General features: G+C 69.8%; 17 protein-coding genes and 1 tRNA gene. 9 read left to right on the plus strand and 9 right to left on the minus strand.

Annotated features, from left to right (window positions below):
* Positions 1–54: 54 nt before the first annotated feature.
* Positions 55–393: a MerR family transcriptional regulator gene (locus JAO81_RS16565; RefSeq protein ID WP_199548622.1), complete on the plus strand. Its 339-nt coding sequence runs from the start codon at positions 55–57 to the stop codon at positions 391–393.
* 47 nt (positions 394–440) lie between these two features.
* Here JAO81_RS16565 and JAO81_RS16570 read toward each other — a convergent pair whose 3' ends face one another.
* The 4 genes from JAO81_RS16570 to JAO81_RS16585 all read right to left on the minus strand — a co-directional run bounded on the left by JAO81_RS16570 (position 441) and on the right by JAO81_RS16585 (position 2,834).
* Complete coding sequence (locus JAO81_RS16570; RefSeq protein ID WP_199548623.1) at positions 441–800, minus strand: hypothetical protein; 360 nt, start codon at positions 798–800, stop codon at positions 441–443.
* A gap of 157 nt (positions 801–957) precedes the next feature.
* Positions 958–1,031, minus strand: a tRNA-Pro gene (locus tag JAO81_RS16575).
* Between the two features lie 47 nt (positions 1,032–1,078).
* Entirely contained in the window at positions 1,079–1,813 is a 735-nt protein-coding gene (locus JAO81_RS16580; protein WP_199548624.1) for a Pr6Pr family membrane protein, read from the minus strand.
* A gap of 91 nt (positions 1,814–1,904) precedes the next feature.
* On the minus strand, positions 1,905–2,834 hold the full coding sequence (locus JAO81_RS16585) for a metallophosphoesterase (protein ID WP_199548625.1): 930 nt from the start codon (positions 2,832–2,834) through the stop codon (positions 1,905–1,907).
* A gap of 110 nt (positions 2,835–2,944) precedes the next feature.
* Between JAO81_RS16585 and JAO81_RS16590 the strand changes: the two genes are divergently transcribed.
* Entirely contained in the window at positions 2,945–3,409 is a 465-nt protein-coding gene (locus JAO81_RS16590; protein WP_199548626.1) for a GatB/YqeY domain-containing protein, read from the plus strand.
* 94 nt (positions 3,410–3,503) lie between these two features.
* Here the strand turns inward: JAO81_RS16590 and JAO81_RS16595 are convergent, their stop codons facing one another.
* A complete protein-coding gene (locus tag JAO81_RS16595) occupies positions 3,504–5,762 on the minus strand; it encodes a transglycosylase domain-containing protein (protein ID WP_199548627.1) in 2,259 nt (752 codons plus the stop codon).
* 503 nt (positions 5,763–6,265) lie between these two features.
* Between JAO81_RS16595 and JAO81_RS16600 the strand changes: the two genes are divergently transcribed.
* Positions 6,266–6,610: a WhiB family transcriptional regulator gene (locus JAO81_RS16600; protein WP_187815053.1), complete on the plus strand. Its 345-nt coding sequence runs from the start codon at positions 6,266–6,268 to the stop codon at positions 6,608–6,610.
* Positions 6,611–6,656: 46 nt separating this feature from the next.
* Here the strand turns inward: JAO81_RS16600 and JAO81_RS16605 are convergent, their stop codons facing one another.
* Together JAO81_RS16605 and JAO81_RS16610 are read right to left on the minus strand one after the other, a co-directional pair.
* Complete coding sequence (locus JAO81_RS16605; protein ID WP_199548628.1) at positions 6,657–7,979, minus strand: ArsA family ATPase; 1,323 nt, start codon at positions 7,977–7,979, stop codon at positions 6,657–6,659.
* Entirely contained in the window at positions 7,976–8,944 is a 969-nt protein-coding gene (locus JAO81_RS16610; protein ID WP_199548629.1) for an ArsA-related P-loop ATPase, read from the minus strand. The genes JAO81_RS16605 and JAO81_RS16610 overlap by 4 nt, the downstream gene beginning before the upstream one ends.
* Before the next feature lie 126 nt (positions 8,945–9,070).
* Between JAO81_RS16610 and JAO81_RS16615 the strand changes: the two genes are divergently transcribed.
* From JAO81_RS16615 to JAO81_RS16635, 5 genes are all read left to right on the plus strand, one after another.
* The gene (locus JAO81_RS16615; protein ID WP_018386146.1) at positions 9,071–9,232 is read left to right on the plus strand and encodes a DUF4177 domain-containing protein; all 162 of its coding nucleotides are present in this window, start codon (positions 9,071–9,073) and stop codon (positions 9,230–9,232) included.
* Positions 9,229–9,699 (plus strand): RidA family protein, encoded by a 471-nt coding sequence (locus tag JAO81_RS16620; protein ID WP_199548630.1) that lies wholly within the window; start codon positions 9,229–9,231, stop codon positions 9,697–9,699. The genes JAO81_RS16615 and JAO81_RS16620 overlap by 4 nt, the downstream gene beginning before the upstream one ends.
* Positions 9,700–9,798: 99 nt before the next feature.
* On the plus strand, positions 9,799–10,572 hold the full coding sequence (locus JAO81_RS16625; RefSeq protein ID WP_199548631.1) for an HAD family hydrolase: 774 nt from the start codon (positions 9,799–9,801) through the stop codon (positions 10,570–10,572).
* Positions 10,573–10,687: 115 nt separating this feature from the next.
* Positions 10,688–11,560, plus strand: a complete 873-nt coding sequence (locus JAO81_RS16630) for an NUDIX domain-containing protein (RefSeq protein WP_199548632.1) — start codon at positions 10,688–10,690, stop codon at positions 11,558–11,560.
* Positions 11,557–12,387 carry an MBL fold metallo-hydrolase gene (locus tag JAO81_RS16635; RefSeq protein WP_199548633.1) on the plus strand — a complete coding sequence of 277 codons (831 nt, stop codon included), beginning with the start codon at positions 11,557–11,559 and terminating at the stop codon, positions 12,385–12,387. The genes JAO81_RS16630 and JAO81_RS16635 overlap by 4 nt, the downstream gene beginning before the upstream one ends.
* Before the next feature lie 146 nt (positions 12,388–12,533).
* Here the strand turns inward: JAO81_RS16635 and JAO81_RS16640 are convergent, their stop codons facing one another.
* A complete protein-coding gene (locus JAO81_RS16640) occupies positions 12,534–13,208 on the minus strand; it encodes a Crp/Fnr family transcriptional regulator (RefSeq protein ID WP_016642758.1) in 675 nt (224 codons plus the stop codon).
* A gap of 363 nt (positions 13,209–13,571) precedes the next feature.
* Complete coding sequence (locus JAO81_RS16645) at positions 13,572–14,822, minus strand: sensor histidine kinase (protein WP_374194305.1); 1,251 nt, start codon at positions 14,820–14,822, stop codon at positions 13,572–13,574.
* A 162-nt stretch (positions 14,823–14,984) separates the two neighbouring features.
* On the opposite strand from JAO81_RS16645, the gene nth reads away from it, so the two are divergent.
* The gene (gene nth, locus JAO81_RS16650; protein ID WP_199548634.1) at positions 14,985–15,812 is read left to right on the plus strand and encodes an endonuclease III; all 828 of its coding nucleotides are present in this window, start codon (positions 14,985–14,987) and stop codon (positions 15,810–15,812) included.
* Positions 15,813–15,909 lie beyond the last annotated feature (97 nt).

Below are 15,909 nucleotides of genomic sequence, written 5' to 3' on the forward strand. Positions count from 1 at the left end.
GGGTGCCAGTACGGCACCCGGGCCCCTCCACGCGTTCCGACAAAAGAGGTGCAGATGACGGCAGATGACTCGTTCGGTCGTCTCGATGACGACGATTACCCCGCCTACACCATGGGCCGCGCCGCCGAGCTGCTCGGCACCACGCAAGGCTTCCTCCGCGCCATCGGCGAAGCCCGCCTGATCACCCCGCTGCGCTCCGCCGGCGGCCACCGGCGCTACTCCCGCTACCAGTTGCGCATCGCTGCCCGGGCCCGCGAGCTCGTCGACCAGGGCACCCCCATCGAGGCCGCCTGCCGCATCATCATCCTCGAGGACCAGCTCGAAGAAGCGCAGCGCCTCAACGCCGAATACCGCCACGCCGCCGCATCGGAGAACCCGAAGACCGCCGCCTGAGGTGGCGTGCGCACGGCGCTTCGCCTTCGGTGCGCGCAGCGTTGCGGTCAGTGCTCCGAGTAGCTGAAGTCACCCATGGTCCAAGCGCTGACGTCAGCGATCGCCACGCGGTACATCCCGCCCGTCTCCGGGATCCCCACCGTGCCCTGCAGAATCCGCGCCACATGGAAATGCAGATGCGTGGGCGCTCCGTCCTTGCGCGGGGCACTGGTGAAGACGGCCGAGAAATCGCTCAGGTGGGCCGAGTCCGCCAGGACCTCCGACACCCGCTGCCTCCAGACGGCTTCGGGAGCCAGTCGCCCCGTGATGACAGCACCACCGGCGACCACGGTCAGAGACATCTGATTGCTGCGCCCGGACTCCACCAGGGCGGCCACGTCAACAAGCAGTTCGTCAGGCTTCGACATGACAGGCGATTGTAATCAACGTCGTCCGGTCGGGTCGCGCGGCGGTCCTGGATGCGAAAGGAAGGACCGACCGCGTCCACTCCCCAACAACCCCGAAACACAGATCAGGCCCGGCTCTCCAAGAAGGAGAACCGGGCCTGACCTGCTGTTCCAGCTGTCGGGGTGGCGGGATTTGAACCCACGACCTCTTCGTCCCGAACGAAGCGCGCTGCCAAGCTGCGCTACACCCCGATGTCGTACTCCACGCCCCGCACTGCTGCAGGTCGCGGCGACATCGATTACTTTAGCGGACCGGCGCCCGGAGACGAAATCCGGTTTTTGCGGGGGCCCGGCGCGGGGCGGATGCGGTCGAGGCCCACGAAGGCCAGGGCCAGGGCGTAGAAGCAGAGGCCGAGGACGACCGCGTTGCCCAGGACGCCGGCGTAGCCGTGCTGGTCGACGTCCACGAAGGGGTACGGGTAGCGGGCCGTCGAGCCCGGGGACATGACCGCGCCGCGCAGCAGGCAGAACGCCAGGTAGGCCAGCGGGTAGAGCAGCCACAGGCCCGCGTGCCGCAGGCGCAGGCCGCCCGGGCGGGTCAGGAGCAGCCAGTCCGCGAAGGCCGCGAGCGGGGTGACGGTGTGGAGCAGTTGGTTGGCCACCTCGTGCCAGCCGGAGAGGCCGGGCTGGTCCGTCATGGAGAAGGCGCTCGCGCTGTTCGCCAGGATCGCGTGGTAGACGAGGCCCGTGATCGAGATGAAGACGACCGTGCCCGTCGTCAGCCAGGCCGGGAGCGGCGGCAGGCCCTTCCAGGCGCGCCAGGCCGAGAGGGCGAGGACGACCGCCACGATCACGTTGCTCTGGATCGTGAAGTAGCTGAACACGCGCAGCGCGCTGTCGCTCAGGCACAGGTTGATGATGATGCTGGTGACCGCCGCGAGGGAGATCAGCGCGCGGAAGGCGGCCGCGAACGGTCTGCGTTCCGGCGGCGCGACCGCTTGAGGCAGGACATATCCGGAAATGGGCGCCGTCATGAGATCACCGTAAACAACGCCCCCACCACCCGCGCGCCCGCACCGGGCGGACGTCGCCGCTCCCGGTCCGCGCGCCCGCCCCAGCCGAACCTCAGCCTTCCCGTTCCACCAGCGTCAGCAGCGTCGCCTCCGGCGGGCACGCGAACCGCACCGGCGCGTAGCGGCTCGTGCCGCAGCCCGCGGAGACGTGCAGATACGAGGTGCGGCCGCCGGCCGTGTGCGTGGAAAGGCCCTTCACGCGGTCCGTGTCCAGATCGCAGTTGGTGACCAGCGCCCCGTAGAAGGGGATGCAGAGCTGGCCGCCGTGCGTGTGCCCGGCGAGGATCAGCGGATAGCCGTCCTGGGCGAAGTCGTCCAGGCAGCGGAGATACGGGGCGTGCACGACGCCGATCGAGAAGTCGGCGCCCGACTCGGGGCCGCCCGCCACCTGCTCGTAGCGGTCGCGGCGGATGTGCGGGTCGTCGAGGCCGGTGAAGGCGATCTCGTACCCGTCGATCTTCAGCGAACCCCGTGTGTTGGTCAGGCCCACCCAGCCGGCCGCGTCGAACCCGTCGCGCAGGTCCTCCCACGGGTTGTGCAGGGCGCCGACGACGGGCGGGTTGCCGTTGAGACCGTGCTGGCCCCGGATCCGCTCGGTCAGATAGCGGCCGGGGTTGCGGAGCCGCGGACCGTAGTAGTCGTTCGAGCCGAAGACGTACGCGCCGGGGAACTGCATCAACGGGCCGAGCGCGTCCATGACTTCGGGCACCCCGTCCGGATCGGACAGGTTGTCACCCGTGTTGATGACGAAGTCGGGGCGCAGCCCCGCGAGCGACTGCAGCCAGTGCCGCTTCTTGCGCTGGCCGCCCACCATATGGATGTCGGAGACCTGGAGAACGCGCAGTGGCCGCATGCCCGCCGGAAGCACCGGCACCGTCACCCGCCGCAACCGGAACGAACGCACCTCGATCCCGGCCGCGTACACCACACCCGCGGCCGCCGCCGCGGTGATTGACAGAGGTACTCCGTATCGCGCGCGCATGGAACCCATCGTCGCAGACGTAGGCGGAGGGCCACAGTCCGCCTGCCGGCCCTTGCGGGGCAGGGGAAATGCGCAGGCACCCCACACGTCGTACCTGCGACACTGAACCCATGACCACGCTCAAGACCAAGCTGCAGGCAGACCTCAATGTCGCGATCAAGGCGCGCGACGAGCTGCGCTCCTCCACCCTGCGGATGACCATCGCGGCCGTCCAGAAGGAAGAGGTCGCGGGCAAGGAGAAGCGCGAGCTCTCCGACGACGAGGTGCAGAAGGTGATCACCCGCGAGGCGAAGAAGCGCCGCGAGGCCGCGGAGGCCTTCGCGCAGGGCGGGCGCACCGAGTCGGCCGAGCGCGAGAAGGCGGAGGGCGAGGTGCTCGCCGAGTACCTGCCGAAGCAGCTGAGCGATGACGAGCTGACGGCGATCGTGGCCCAGGCGGTCGGGGAGGCCAGGGCCGCGGGCGCCGAGGGGCCGCGCGCGATGGGCCAGGTCATGAAGCTGGCGAACGCGAAGGTGGCCGGCCAGGCCGAGGGCGGCCGCGTCGCCGCGGCGGTCAAGCAGGCGCTGGCGGGCTGAGTCCGGCCGACCACCGGGTCGTACGACGAAGAGGGCGCCCCCTGACCCAGGGGGCTCCCTCATCCGCGTACAGGCAAAGGGAGATCGGCCACGATCAGCGCGGCTCGGGCCACCCGCCGCCGTTGCCGCCGCCGTTGTCACCGCCGCCGTCGTTGCCGCCGATGATGCCGGGCGGCAGGCTGATGCCGGGGTCGGGATCGTCACCGCCCCCGCCGTTGCCGCCGCCACCGGGACGGCCGGGCTTGCCGTCGTCCCCGTCCTCGTCCTTGTCCTTGTCCTTGCGCGGGACGTCAGGGATGTGCACCCGGTTGAACTGCGGTGCTTCCTTGCCGGCCAGCGCACCGGTCATGGCGTCGCGCCAGATCGGACCGGGGACCTCACCGCCGAAGACCTTCTCGTGGTAGCGGCCGCCGATGGTGATGTACTCCATCTCGACCGTCTGGGTCGGGGAGCCGACCCAGACAGCGCCCGACATGTTCGGGGTGTAGCCCACGAACCAGGCGTTCTTGCGGAAGTCGGTGGTACCGGTCTTTCCGGCGTTGTCGCGCCCGCTCAGGCCCGCCCTGGCACCCGTACCGGAGTCGACCACGCCGCTCAGGAGCGAGTTGATGGAGTCGGCCGTCTGCACCGACATCGCCTGCTCGCAGGTCGACTTGGGCACCTCGAGCGCCTTGCCGTTCGCGTCCGTGATCGACTCGATGGCGACCGGCGAGCAGTACGTGCCGCGGTTGGCGAACGCCGCGTACGCGCTCGCCATGGTGAGCGGCGACATGCCGTTGGAGCCGAGGGTCAGCGCCGCGGGAGATTCGGGAAGCTGCTTGCCGTCGCCCTGCACGACATGCAGCTTGTTCGTCATCTCGGTGATCGGGCACATGCCGATATCGGCGATCATCTGGACGAAGTAGGTGTTGACCGACTTCTCCATCGCCTCCTTCAGCCCGTACGGTCCGACCTCGGCCTCGTTCTCGTTCTCGGCCATCTCGGACTTGACGTTCTTGTACGTGGTGTTGCAGCCGGTGATGGGGCTGGGGTACGGCATCTCGTACGGCGCCGGGTACACCTGGTTCAGCGGCTTGTTCTGCTCTATGGCCGCCGCGGCCAGGAAGGGCTTGAACGTAGAACCGGTCGGGAACCCGAAGTTGGACCCGCCCATCCGGTGGTCGACCGAGTAGTTGATCGTCGTCTCGTTCTTCTTGTCCTCGCCGCCGTAAGGCCGCGACTGCCCCATCGCGAGGATCTTGCCGCTGCCCGGCTCGACGATCGTGGCCGCGCCGGCCACCTTGTCCTTCTGGTAGACGTGGTCCTTCAGCGAGGCCTGCACGGACTCCTGCGCCTGCGGGTCGAGCGTGGTCTTGATCCGCAGACCGCCGCGGTTCCACTTCTCGACACGCTCCTCGCGGGTGTCGCCGAAGGTCGGGCTGTCGAGGAACGCCGTCTTGACGTAGTCGCAGAAGAACCCGGCGCCCTTCGTCGCGGTGATGCAGCCGTTCTGCGGCTTGGAGATCTTCAGCGCGATCTTCGATTCCTTGGCCTTGTCCGCCTCCTGCTGCGAGATGTCGCCCGTGGCGACCATCCGCTGCAGCACCACATTGCGGCGCTTGGTGGCCTCCTGCTCGTCGTTCACCGGGTCGTACCGGCTCGGCGACTGCACGATGCCGGCGAGCAGCGCGGCCTCCTGCAGGTTCAGCTTCTTGGCGGGCTTGGAGAAGTAGCGCTGCGAGGCGGCCTCGACGCCGTAGGCCTGCTGACCGAAGAACGTGATGTTCAGGTAGTTCTCGAGGATCTTCTTCTTGCCGAGCTTCTCCTCGACCTGGATCGCGAACTTCAGCTCGCGGATCTTGCGGCCGAGGGTCTGCTCGGTGGCCTCGCGGAACTTGGCCGGGTCGTCCATCGCCTCTTCGACGAAGACGTTCTTCACGTACTGCTGCGTGAGGGTCGAAGCACCCTGGGAGACACCGCCCGAGCGGGCGTTCTCGTTCACCGCGCGCAGGATGCCCTTGAGGTCGACCGCGCCGTGCTCGTAGAAGCGCGAGTCCTCGATCGCGACGATCGCCTTCTGCATGTACGGGGAGATCTCCTTGAGATCCACCAGCGTGCGGTCACGGGCGAAGACCGTCGCGATCGGGTTGTCCTTCGCGTCGGTGATCGTGGTGCGCTGCATCAGCGGAGGCTGCTTGAGATTGGCGGGGATCTCGTCGAATTCCTCGACCGATCCCTTGGCCGCGAGGCCCACCAGACCCGCCGCGGGGAGCGCGATGCCCGCAAGGACCGCGCCGGAGAGCACGCTGACGCCGAGGAACTTGGCGGCCTGCTGCGTCGGCGACAGTCCGCCACCCGAGAGCTTCTTACCCATGGGGGCAGCCTAATCCGTAGGTCTGTGCGTTCCGAGGGATCGGTCCGTCATCGGGATGTTCGACCTCGATCCGTAATGCCTGTGGCCTGTGACACGAGTGTGTTCCCGGGTACGGCTGCGGGCAGCGGCCAACGTTCCGATTCGCCGGACAGGCGTATAGGCGTTGGCCTAAGCTGCTCACAACTGTCACAGCAGTGCGGTCACGTATCAAGCCTCCGGCACCCCCGAAGACGCCGGAGCTCTGTCCGTTTCCGCCTCATGCGTCATCCGGCGCCCGTTGTGACCCAGCTGAACTGCCCCGATCTGTCGGGATAGTCACGCATGTCCGCGGCTCACTCCGTCGGGTGATCTGCCGCTTACGCATAGTCCGTTCGGGCCATTCAAGATTGGGCCCGAAGGGGGTGTTGCGCTGTGCCCACCTTCCGTAACGTCCTCAACTGGCGGCGGTGAATATGCCGCTGCCGCCGTGGGGGAGCCTCGATTCGGGAGAGGACGGCGCCGGCATGGGCTGGGTAGTTGACTGGAGTGCGCAGGCAGCCTGCCGCACTACTGATCCGGATGAACTGTTCGTACAAGGTGCGGCACAGAACAGGGCCAAGGCGGTGTGCACCGGATGTCCGGTGCGTACGGAGTGCCTGGCAGACGCCCTGGACAACCGTGTCGAGTTCGGTGTCTGGGGTGGAATGACCGAGCGGGAGCGGCGCGCATTGCTGCGCAGGCGGCCCACGGTCACCTCCTGGCGCCGGCTGCTCGAGACGGCCCGCAGTGAATATGAGCGCAGCACGGGACTGTTGCCCGTGGACGCGGAGGACAGCGAGACGTACGAGAGCTACGCCGCGGTGGGCTAGCGCCCTACTGCTGCCGGCGCAGCTGTTCATCGAAACAGCTGTTTCTTTACACAGCTTCGGCCGGTCGACCACCGGTCGCGAGCCGATGGCCGATGTCCCGCAGCCCCGCGAGATCGTGTACATCGCCGGGCAGCGCGGCCACCTCGGCCACCGCCACCTCGGGGTGGAGTGCGGTGAAGCGGTCACGCGTGCGCTGCTCACGGGAGAGCAGTCGCATCCGCTCGGCGTGCAAGCGCAGGAGTCCCGCGGTGAGTTCGGCCGCCGCGGGCAGGTCTGTGCCGTCGGATTCCGCTGTCGGGGAGTCCGACGCAGAGTCTGTTGAGGATGCCGGGGTTTCGGGAGAATCAAGGGGTTCGGGAGGGGTACGCACCTCTTCCTTCCCGCCCTCCTGATCCACAATGCCGCCCGTTTCATGATTTTCTACGGGGCCGTCCGGCGCCCCGAGCGCCTCCGCGGCGGCGAGCGCACGCTCCGCCGAGAGCCGCGCGGCACCGCTGCCGTGCACACGGTTGAGCACGAGCCCGGCGAGCGGCATACGGTCCGCCGCGAGCCGCTCCACGAAGTACGCGGCCTCGCGCAGCGCGTCCCGCTCGGGCGCGGCCACCACGAGAAAAGCCGTCCCCGGCGCCTGAAGCAGCCGGTACGTGGCATCGGCCCGGGTGCGGAAACCGCCGAACATCGTGTCCATCGCGGCCACGAAGGTCTGCACGTCCTTGAGGAACGGACCGCCGAGCAGCTTGCCGAGCGTGCCGGTCATCATCGACATTCCGACGTTCAGGAACTTCATCCCGGCCCGGCCGCCGACCTTCGCCGGCGCCATGAGCACCCGGATGAACTTGCCGTCCAGGAACGAGCCGAGCCGGCTCGGAGCGTCCAGGAAATCGAGGGCGGAACGCGACGGCGGCGTATCGACGACGATCAGATCCCACTCGTCGCGTGCGCGGAGCTGCCCCAGCTTCTCCATCGCCATGTACTCCTGCGTACCGGCGAAACCGGCCGAGAGCGACTGGTAGAAGGGGTTCTCCAGAATCGCCCGGGCCCGCTCGGCATCCGCGTGCGCCTCGACGATCTCGTCGAAGGTGCGCTTCATGTCGAGCATCATGGCGTGCAGTTCGCCGTCGCCCTCGATCTCCTTCACCCGGCGTGGAGTGTTGTCGAGCGAGTCGATGCCCATCGACTGGGCCAGGCGCCGGGCCGGATCGATGGTCAGGACGACCACCTTGCGGCCGCGCTCCGCCGCGCGAAGGCCGAGTGCCGCCGCGGTCGTGGTCTTGCCCACGCCGCCCGCGCCGCAGCACACGATGATCCGGGTCTTCGGGTCGTCGAGCAGCGGATCCACGGCGAGCGTGGGGGGAACGTCCAGCGTCATGAGACTCCCTGCCGGCGCAGAGTGGAGGCCAGGCGGTAGAGCCCGGCCAGATCGATGCCCTCGCTGAGGAACTCCAACTCGTGTACGGGAAGACCGGGTTCGGCCAGCTCGGCGCGCTGCTCCTGCTCCAGGGCGATCCGCTCGGCGTACTCCGCGGCCTGGGCGAGCAGCGGCTCGACCAGCTGTTCCGCGAGCCCGCCCTTGCGCGCACCGCCGAGCCCGGCCCGCGACAGCTCGCGCGCGATCTCGGTGCGCTTCACGCCGTCGGGCACGGGCCCGTCGAGCAGCGTGGGCCGCACCATGTTCATCAGGATCCGGCCGACCGGCAGCCCGGCCGCGCGCAGCTCGGCGACCCCGTCGAGGGTCTCCTGGACCGGCATCTCCTCGAGCAGCGTCACCAAGTGCACAGACGTTTCAGCGGACTTGAGGACCCGCATCACGGCCTGCGCCTGGTTGTGTATCGGCCCGATCTTCGCGAGGCCCGCGACTTCGCCGTTCACATTGAGGAAGCGGGTGATACGTCCGGTGGGCGGGGCGTCCATCACCACGTAGTCGTACGCGTACCGCCCCCGCTTGTCCTTGCGGCGTACCGCCTCGCAGGCCTTGCCGGTGAGCAGGACGTCGCGGACACCGGGCGCGATGGTGGTGGCGAAGTCGATGGCGCCGAGCTTGCGCAGCGCGCGGCCCGCGCCGCCGAGCCGGTAGAACATCTGGAGGTAGTCCAGCAGCGCCAGCTCGGCGTCGATGGCGAGGGCGTACACCTCACCGCCGCCCGGGGCGACCGCGATCTTCCGCTCCTCGTAGGGGAGCGCCTCCGTCTCGAAGAGCTGGGCGATGCCCTGCCGGCCCTCGACCTCGACGAGGAGGGTGCGTTTGCCCTCGGTCGCGAGGGCGAGCGCGAGGGCGGCGGCGACCGTCGTCTTACCGGTCCCGCCCTTGCCGCTGACGACCTGAAGCCTGCTCACGCCTTCGAGCGTAACCAGTACGCCGCGGTTGAATCCCGGGGGCTCCGCACCGTACGCGCGTCGAAGGACATCCGACGGGTCCCACCGCGGACCCGCGGCCCGCGCCGGGGCATTACGCTCGGCCCCATGACCAAGTACGAATACGCGACCGTGCCGCTCCTCGTGCACGCGACCAAGCAGATTCTGGACACCTGGGGCGAGGACGGCTGGGAGCTCGTCCAGGTCGTGCCCGGGCCGAACAACCCCGAGCAGCTCGTGGCCTACCTCAAGCGGGAGAAGCAGGCATGAGCGGCGCCGTCGAGGCCAAGCTGGCCGAGCTCGGCCTGAAGCTGCCTGGCGTCGTGGCGCCGCTCGCGGCCTACCAGCCCGCCGTTCAGTCCGGCGCCTACGTCTACACCGCGGGCCAGCTCCCGATGGTGGAGGGCAAGCTGCCGACGACCGGCAAGGTCGGCGGCGAGGTGACGCCCGAGGAGGCCAAGGACCTGGCCCGCATCTGCGCGCTCAACGCGCTCGCCGCGATCAAGTCCATCGCCGGCGACCTCGACCGCGTCGCGCGGGTCGTGAAGGTGACGGGCTTCGTCGCCTCCGCCACGGACTTCACCGGCCAGCCCGCCGTGATCAACGGTGCGAGCGAGCTGCTCGGCGAGGTCTTCGGCGACAAGGGTGTGCACGCGCGCAGCGCGGTGGGTGTGGCGGTGCTTCCGCTTGACGCTCCCGTCGAGGTCGAGTTCATCGTGGAGCTCGTGCAGGACTGAGGTCCTCTTCCGCTGGTACGAGCCTTCGGTCCCGGTCGGTTTCGACCGGGACCTTGGCGTTGGTGCGCCGGGGCAGGGGCAGTGTCTGCAGGAGGTTGTGTGGAGACAGGTGGGTTCGTCGTCCTCGTGGACCTGGACGACACACTGCTCCCGGACTGGAGCGCCGCCTGGGCGGCTGTTGAGGACACCCTGCACTCGGTCGGAGTGGAGCGTCCTTCGGAGGCCGTGCGGAGCGTGTTCGCCGCCGCCCGGTCCCGTTGGCGCTCAGGGCCGTACTTCGAGCGACTGAGAGACCTGGGGATCAGCTCTTGGGAGGCGCTTTGGGCGGATCTGACGCTCGTCTCGGTGCCGCAGGCGGCCGTGTGGGGGCAGCGGTACCGCGCGGAGGTCTGGGGCGAGGTGCTGCGCACCGCAGGCGTGGACGCAGATCGCGAGGATGCCGCGCGGCAGTTCGTGCGGCACCGGCAGGCGCTGGTGCGGCCCTTCCCGGGGGCGGCGGGGTTCGTGGCGCGGATGGCTCGCGACCACGAGGTCTGGTTGATCACGAATGGGGCTTCCCGGCTGCAGCGGCTCAAGCTGAGCCTCAGCGGTCTGGAAGAACACGTCGCCAGGGTGTTCGTCTCCTCGGAGGTCGGCTACGCCAAGCCGCATCCGGGGTTCTTCCAGGCTGTGAGCGACGCGTTCACCCGCGATCAGTCCGTGTGCCTCGTGGTGGGCGACAGTCTGGACAAGGATGTCCGCCCGGCGCTGGCCCGAGGATGGCCGGCGGTTCACCTGTGCGGCGACCCGGACGACAGCGACGGGCCCTGGACGCGCGTCAGCGTGATCGGTGAGGTTGTCCCTCCGTGTGCCCACGGTCCGGACCTCTCCTGAGGCAGGGGGCCCTCCGGCCCTGGTTCCGGTTCCGCCCCCACCCTGAGCCACCCCCGCCCTCGTACGAGATCGCCTGCCTCTCGAACATCGTCGCGCAAGCGGATAGCCTCCGCCCATGTCCAATGGCCAGTGGTACCCGCCGGAATGGCCCGACCGGATCAGGGCGCTCGCGAACGGTGAACTGACGCCCGCGACCCCCCGTCGGGCCGCCACCGTCCTGCTGCTGCGCGACGGTGAGCAGGGCGCGGACGTCTACATGCTGCGGCGGCGGACCTCGATGGCGTTCGCCGGCGGTGCGTACGCCTATCCCGGCGGCTCGGTCGATCCGCGCGACGACGACCGGCACGTCGACTGGGCAGGGCCCTCGCTCGCCACCTGGGCCGAGCGGCTCGGTGTCGCCGAGGCCGAGGCGCAGGCGATCGTGTGCGCGGCGGTGCGGGAGACCTTCGAGGAGGCGGGCGTGCTGCTCGCCGGGCCGACGGCGGACTCGGTCGTCGGTGACACGACCGGGGACGACTGGGAGGCGGACCGGGTCGCGCTCGTGGAGCGTGAGCTGTCCTTCGCCGAGTTCCTGGCGCGGCGCGGGCTCGTCCTCCGTTCCGATCTGCTCGGCGTCTGGGCGCGGTGGATCACGCCCGAGTTCGAACAGCGGCGGTACGACACGTGGTTCTTCGTGGCCGCGCTGCCGGAGGGGCAGCGGACGCGCAACGCGTCCACCGAGGCGGACCGCACGGTGTGGACCCGGCCGGCCGAGGCGGCGGCGGGCTACGACCGCGGCGAGCTGACGATGATGCCGCCGACGATCACGACGCTGCGGCAACTGGAGCCTTACGCCACGTCGGCCGACGCCCTGGCCTCATCGGCCAAGCGGGATCTGACGCCCGTACTGGCCCAGGCGCGCCTGGAGGACGGGGAGTTGGTGCTCTGCTGGCCCGGGCACGACGAGTTCACCAAGCGCATCGTGCTCAAGAGCGGCTCGGACGCATGACCGACGCGGCCGCCCTGCCGGGCCAGCCCCGCGGCGGGGTCCTCTCCGGGCCCGCCACCGCCCGGGCCGTCAACGTCCTCGCGCCGAACGCCAACGCGATGACCCTGGACGGCACGAACACCTGGCTCCTGTCGGAGCCGGACTCGCCGCTCGCCGTCGTCGTGGACCCCGGGCCGCTGGACGAGGGGCATCTGCGGCACGTCATCGCCACGGCCGAGAAGGCCGGCAAGCGCATCGCGCTCACGCTGCTCACGCACGGGCATCCGGATCATGCGGAGGGGGCGTCGCGGTTCTCGGACCTCACGGGCACGCAGGTGCGGGCGCTCGATCCGTCGCTGCGCCTCGGGGACGAGGGGCTTGCGGCCGGCGAGGCCCTGGAGGTGGGCGGCCTGGAGCTCAGGGTCGTTGCCACGCCCGGGCACACCTCCGACTCGCTCTGCTTCCATCTCCCCGCCGACCAGGCGGTCCTGACCGGGGACACGATCCTCGGCCGCGGCACCACGGTCGTCGCCCACCCCGACGGCCGGCTCGGCGACTACCTGGACTCGCTGCGCCGCCTGCGCTCCCTGACGGTGGACGACGGCGTGCATACGGTCCTGCCGGGCCACGGGCCGGTCCTCGAGGACGCTCAGGGCGCGGTCGAGTTCTACCTCGCCCACCGCGCGCACCGCCTGGCCCAGGTCGAAACGGCCGTGGAGAACGGGCACTTGACGTCGGCGGAGGTCGTGGCGGCGGTCTACGCGGACGTGGACCGCTCGCTGTGGCCGGCGGCGGAGCTTTCGGTGCGGGCGCAGTTGGAGTATTTGCGGGAGCACGGGCTGATCTAGGTCCGGGTGGTCCGACGGCCGGTGTTCCGGCCAACCCGCCGCCTGGGCGGGAACGGGTGGTCCGGCCAACGGGAACGGGTGTCCCGGCCAACGGAAACGGGGCCCGCCCCGAAGGGCAGACCCCGTCCACGTACAACCGGAGGCGCTCAGCGCGAGCGCTTCGCCAGACGTTCGACGTCCAGCAGGATCACCGCGCGGGCCTCCAGGCGGAGCCAGCCGCGGCCGGCGAAGTCCGCCAGAGCCTTGTTGACCGTCTCGCGCGAGGCGCCCACCAGCTGGGCGAGCTCCTCCTGCGTGAGGTCGTGCACGACGTGGATGCCCTCTTCGGACTGCACGCCGAAGCGGCGCGACAGGTCGAGGAGCGCGCGGGCCACACGGCCCGGCACGTCGGAGAAGACCAGGTCGGACATCTGGTCGTTGGTCTTGCGCAGGCGCCGGGCGACGGCGCGCAGCAGCGCGGCGGCCACCTCGGGGCGGGCGTTGAGCCAGGGCTGGAGGTCGCCGTGGCCGAGGCCGAGCAGCTTGACCTCGGTCAGCGCCGAAGCGGTGGCGGTACGCGGGCCCGGGTCGAACAGCGAGAGCTCACCGATGAGCTCACCGGGGCCGAGCACGGCGAGCATGTTCTCGCGGCCGTCGGGGGAGGTGCGGTGCAGCTTCACCTTGCCCTCGGTGACCACGTACAGGCGGTCGCCCGGGTCGCCCTCGTGGAACAGCGCGTCGCCGCGCGCGAGGGTCACCTCACTCATGGAGGCGCGCAGCTCAGCCGCCTGCTCGTCATCGAGCGCCGCGAAGAGCGGGGCGCGCCGCAGAACGTCGTCCACGAGTTCTCTCCTATGTCGTCCGGCTCCAGTGGGCTGTGGTGCCCATAGTGCAGGACGTAGCAAACAGTGTGATCAGTCACAACAAGTTTGCCGTACTGATGAGGTGTCCTGTGCGACTGGGGACCCAATCGGGGGTGGTTGGGTCAGTTCCGGCCATGTTCAGGGTGCTCTTCGTGCTACTCCGCAGAACTCCAACAGGCCGGTGAGAGCGCTGGCCAAGGGTGTACGGCGCCATGGTTGTGCGGAGTGATTCTGCTGTGGGCGAACGGGGCGAGAACGGATCGGCACCATTGCTGGAAAAGGGGCATAACGGGCAAAACTTACGGGCCCTGGGCTGAGGCATCCGGTGGTTTCCGGGCACTCCTATTCGTCGCGCCCGGCCAGCGGAATCGTCGCCGTGAGCACCGTCCCCTCCCCGGGCGCCGACTCCACCGCCAGCGTCCCGCCCAGCTGCCGCACCCGCGCCCGGATCGCCGGCAGTCCGTGCCCGCGCGACCCCTCGGGCGCGTCCGGCAGGGCGGCGGGATCGAAGCCGCGCCCGTCGTCGGCGACATCGAGCACCGCGCGGTCGTCGAGCGTGGTCAGCGTCAGGACGGCGGTCGTGGCCCGGGCGTGTTCCCGTACGTTCGCGAGCGCGCCCTGGGCGATCCGAAGGAGCGTCGACTGCACCCGCTCGGGCAGTTCGGAGCCGATCTGCCCCTCCGTGTGCACCAGGACCCGCAGCCGCTCGTCGCTCTCGCGCCCGGCCAGCGCCCGCAGCGCCTGCGGGAGTCCGCCCGACAGCGCCAGGTCGGCGGGGGCGAGGTCATGGACGAAGCGGCGGGCCTCGGCGAGGTTGTGCTCGACGATCTTCGTGGCGGCCCGTACGTGCCCGTGCGCCTTGGCCGGATCCCTGTCCCAGGTCCGCTCGGCGGCCTGAAGCAGCATCTGCTGGCTGGACAGCCCCTGCGCGAGGGTGTCGTGGATCTCCATCGACAGGCGCTGGCGCTCGGCGAGCGTGCCGGCCCGGCGTTCGGTGGCGGCGAGCTCGCGGCGCGTACGGATCAGATCGTCGATCAGCCGCCGCTGCCGGGACGCGAGACGCTTCATGTGCAGGAACACGGCGGTGGCGAACCCGGCGACCGCCGCGGGCCCGACCACCAGATCCAGGTCGAACCGGGGCGAGAGCGCCAGCTGCGCGATGATCACGAAGACGGTGAGCACCCCGACGAGCACACACGCGGCCACCGGCGGCAGGATCCGCAGGGCCGCGTAGATGAGCGGCACGGCCACCCACGCGAAGCTCGGCGCGAGCTCCACCAGGACGGCCCACACCACGACCACCGCGGCCAGCCACCCGACCCGCCAGGCCTGCGAGCGCCGCGCCGACGGGTCCGTGGTCGCGTACGCGTCGCGGCCGACCCCGGCCGCGTAGATCACGGCGAGGAGCGCGGCCAGGATGATGACCAGCGCGGAGTTGACCGTCGCCGGATGACGCTGGATGAACCGGATCAGGGCCGTCGCCTGCAGCACGAAGAACGTCAGATGCATGACGAGGCTCAGCCAGCGCGCGTCCGGATCGATCTCCTCCGGCTGCATACCGGCAGCGGTGGACGCCTCCTGTTCCGCGTGCACCGCACCCCTTCCGGCTGTCCGCCGCCTGCGGACCGCTTCGCCTGTCCGTCGCCTGTGGACCGCACGGACATTCTCATTTACGGAGGTATGCGGCGCACCAGCAGCCCGGCCGTCCCGCTCAACCACCCACCCGCTGTCAGCAGCTCCCCGTACGCTCTTGGCATGGCGAAAAGCGACAAGGAGCCGGGTGCCGCGGGCCCCCCGGTGATCAGGAAGGCCAAGCCGGCACAGACCCGGACCGGCCTGGTGCGTCAGGCGCGCAAGATCAACCGGGCGCTCGCCGAGGTCTATCCGTATGCCCACCCGGAGCTGGACTTCGAGAATCCCTTCCAGCTCCTGGTCGCCACGGTGCTTTCGGCGCAGACCACGGACCTGAGGGTCAACCAGACGACGCCGGGCCTGTTCGCCAAGTACCCGACCCCCGAGGACCTGGCCGCGGCCAACCCGGAGGAGGTCGAGGAGCTGATCCGCCCTACGGGGTTCTTTCGCGCCAAGACCCGTTCGATCATGGGCCTGGCCAAGGCCCTGCGCGACGAGCACGGCGGTGAGGTCCCCGGCCGCCTGGAGGACCTGGTCAAGCTGCCGGGCGTCGGCCGCAAGACGGCCAATGTCGTCCTGGGCAATGCCTTCGGCGTCCCGGGCATCACCGTCGACACCCACTTCGGCCGGCTCGTACGGCGCTGGAAGTGGACCGACAGCGAGGACCCCGAGAAGATCGAGGCGCTGATCTGCGAGATCTTCCCGAAGAGCGACTGGACGATGCTGTCGCACCGGATCATCTTCCACGGCCGCCGTATCTGCCACGCCCGCAAGCCCGCCTGCGGCGCCTGCCCGATCGCCGCGCTCTGTCCTTCGTACGGAGAGGGCGAGATCGATCCGGAGAAGGCGAAGAAGCTGCTCAAGTACGAGAAGGGCGGCTTCCCGGGCCAGCGCCTCAAGCCCCCGCCGGACTATCCGGGCCGGGCCGCGCCTCCGATGGGAGCTGTGTGACAGGGGAACGATCGGGTGTGGTCCGGCCGTTGAGGGGTCCGTACGGGGGTGACGCGTGACGCATTCAGGCAGGGCGCAGACAGGCGGGGCGCAGACA

This window comes from Streptomyces sp. N35 (genome assembly GCF_016464295.1).
GTDB lineage: Bacteria > Actinomycetota > Actinomycetes > Streptomycetales > Streptomycetaceae > Streptomyces.

What these genes read in the sequence shown, in the direction of transcription:
- JAO81_RS16565 (WP_199548622.1), top strand. Translation starts at nt 55, where the DNA reads ATGACGGCAGATGACTCGTTCGGTCGTCTCGATGACGACGATTACCCC.
- JAO81_RS16570 (WP_199548623.1), bottom strand. Translation starts at nt 800, where the DNA reads ATGTCGAAGCCTGACGAACTGCTTGTTGACGTGGCCGCCCTGGTGGAG.
- JAO81_RS16580 (WP_199548624.1), bottom strand. Translation starts at nt 1,813, where the DNA reads ATGACGGCGCCCATTTCCGGATATGTCCTGCCTCAAGCGGTCGCGCCG.
- JAO81_RS16585 (WP_199548625.1), bottom strand. Translation starts at nt 2,834, where the DNA reads ATGCGCGCGCGATACGGAGTACCTCTGTCAATCACCGCGGCGGCGGCC.
- JAO81_RS16590 (WP_199548626.1), top strand. Translation starts at nt 2,945, where the DNA reads ATGACCACGCTCAAGACCAAGCTGCAGGCAGACCTCAATGTCGCGATC.
- JAO81_RS16595 (WP_199548627.1), bottom strand. Translation starts at nt 5,762, where the DNA reads ATGGGTAAGAAGCTCTCGGGTGGCGGACTGTCGCCGACGCAGCAGGCC.
- JAO81_RS16600 (WP_187815053.1), top strand. Translation starts at nt 6,266, where the DNA reads ATGGGCTGGGTAGTTGACTGGAGTGCGCAGGCAGCCTGCCGCACTACT.
- JAO81_RS16605 (WP_199548628.1), bottom strand. Translation starts at nt 7,979, where the DNA reads ATGACGCTGGACGTTCCCCCCACGCTCGCCGTGGATCCGCTGCTCGAC.
- JAO81_RS16615 (WP_018386146.1), top strand. Translation starts at nt 9,071, where the DNA reads ATGACCAAGTACGAATACGCGACCGTGCCGCTCCTCGTGCACGCGACC.
- JAO81_RS16620 (WP_199548630.1), top strand. Translation starts at nt 9,229, where the DNA reads ATGAGCGGCGCCGTCGAGGCCAAGCTGGCCGAGCTCGGCCTGAAGCTG.
- JAO81_RS16630 (WP_199548632.1), top strand. Translation starts at nt 10,688, where the DNA reads ATGTCCAATGGCCAGTGGTACCCGCCGGAATGGCCCGACCGGATCAGG.
- JAO81_RS16635 (WP_199548633.1), top strand. Translation starts at nt 11,557, where the DNA reads ATGACCGACGCGGCCGCCCTGCCGGGCCAGCCCCGCGGCGGGGTCCTC.
- nth (WP_199548634.1), top strand. Translation starts at nt 14,985, where the DNA reads ATGGCGAAAAGCGACAAGGAGCCGGGTGCCGCGGGCCCCCCGGTGATC.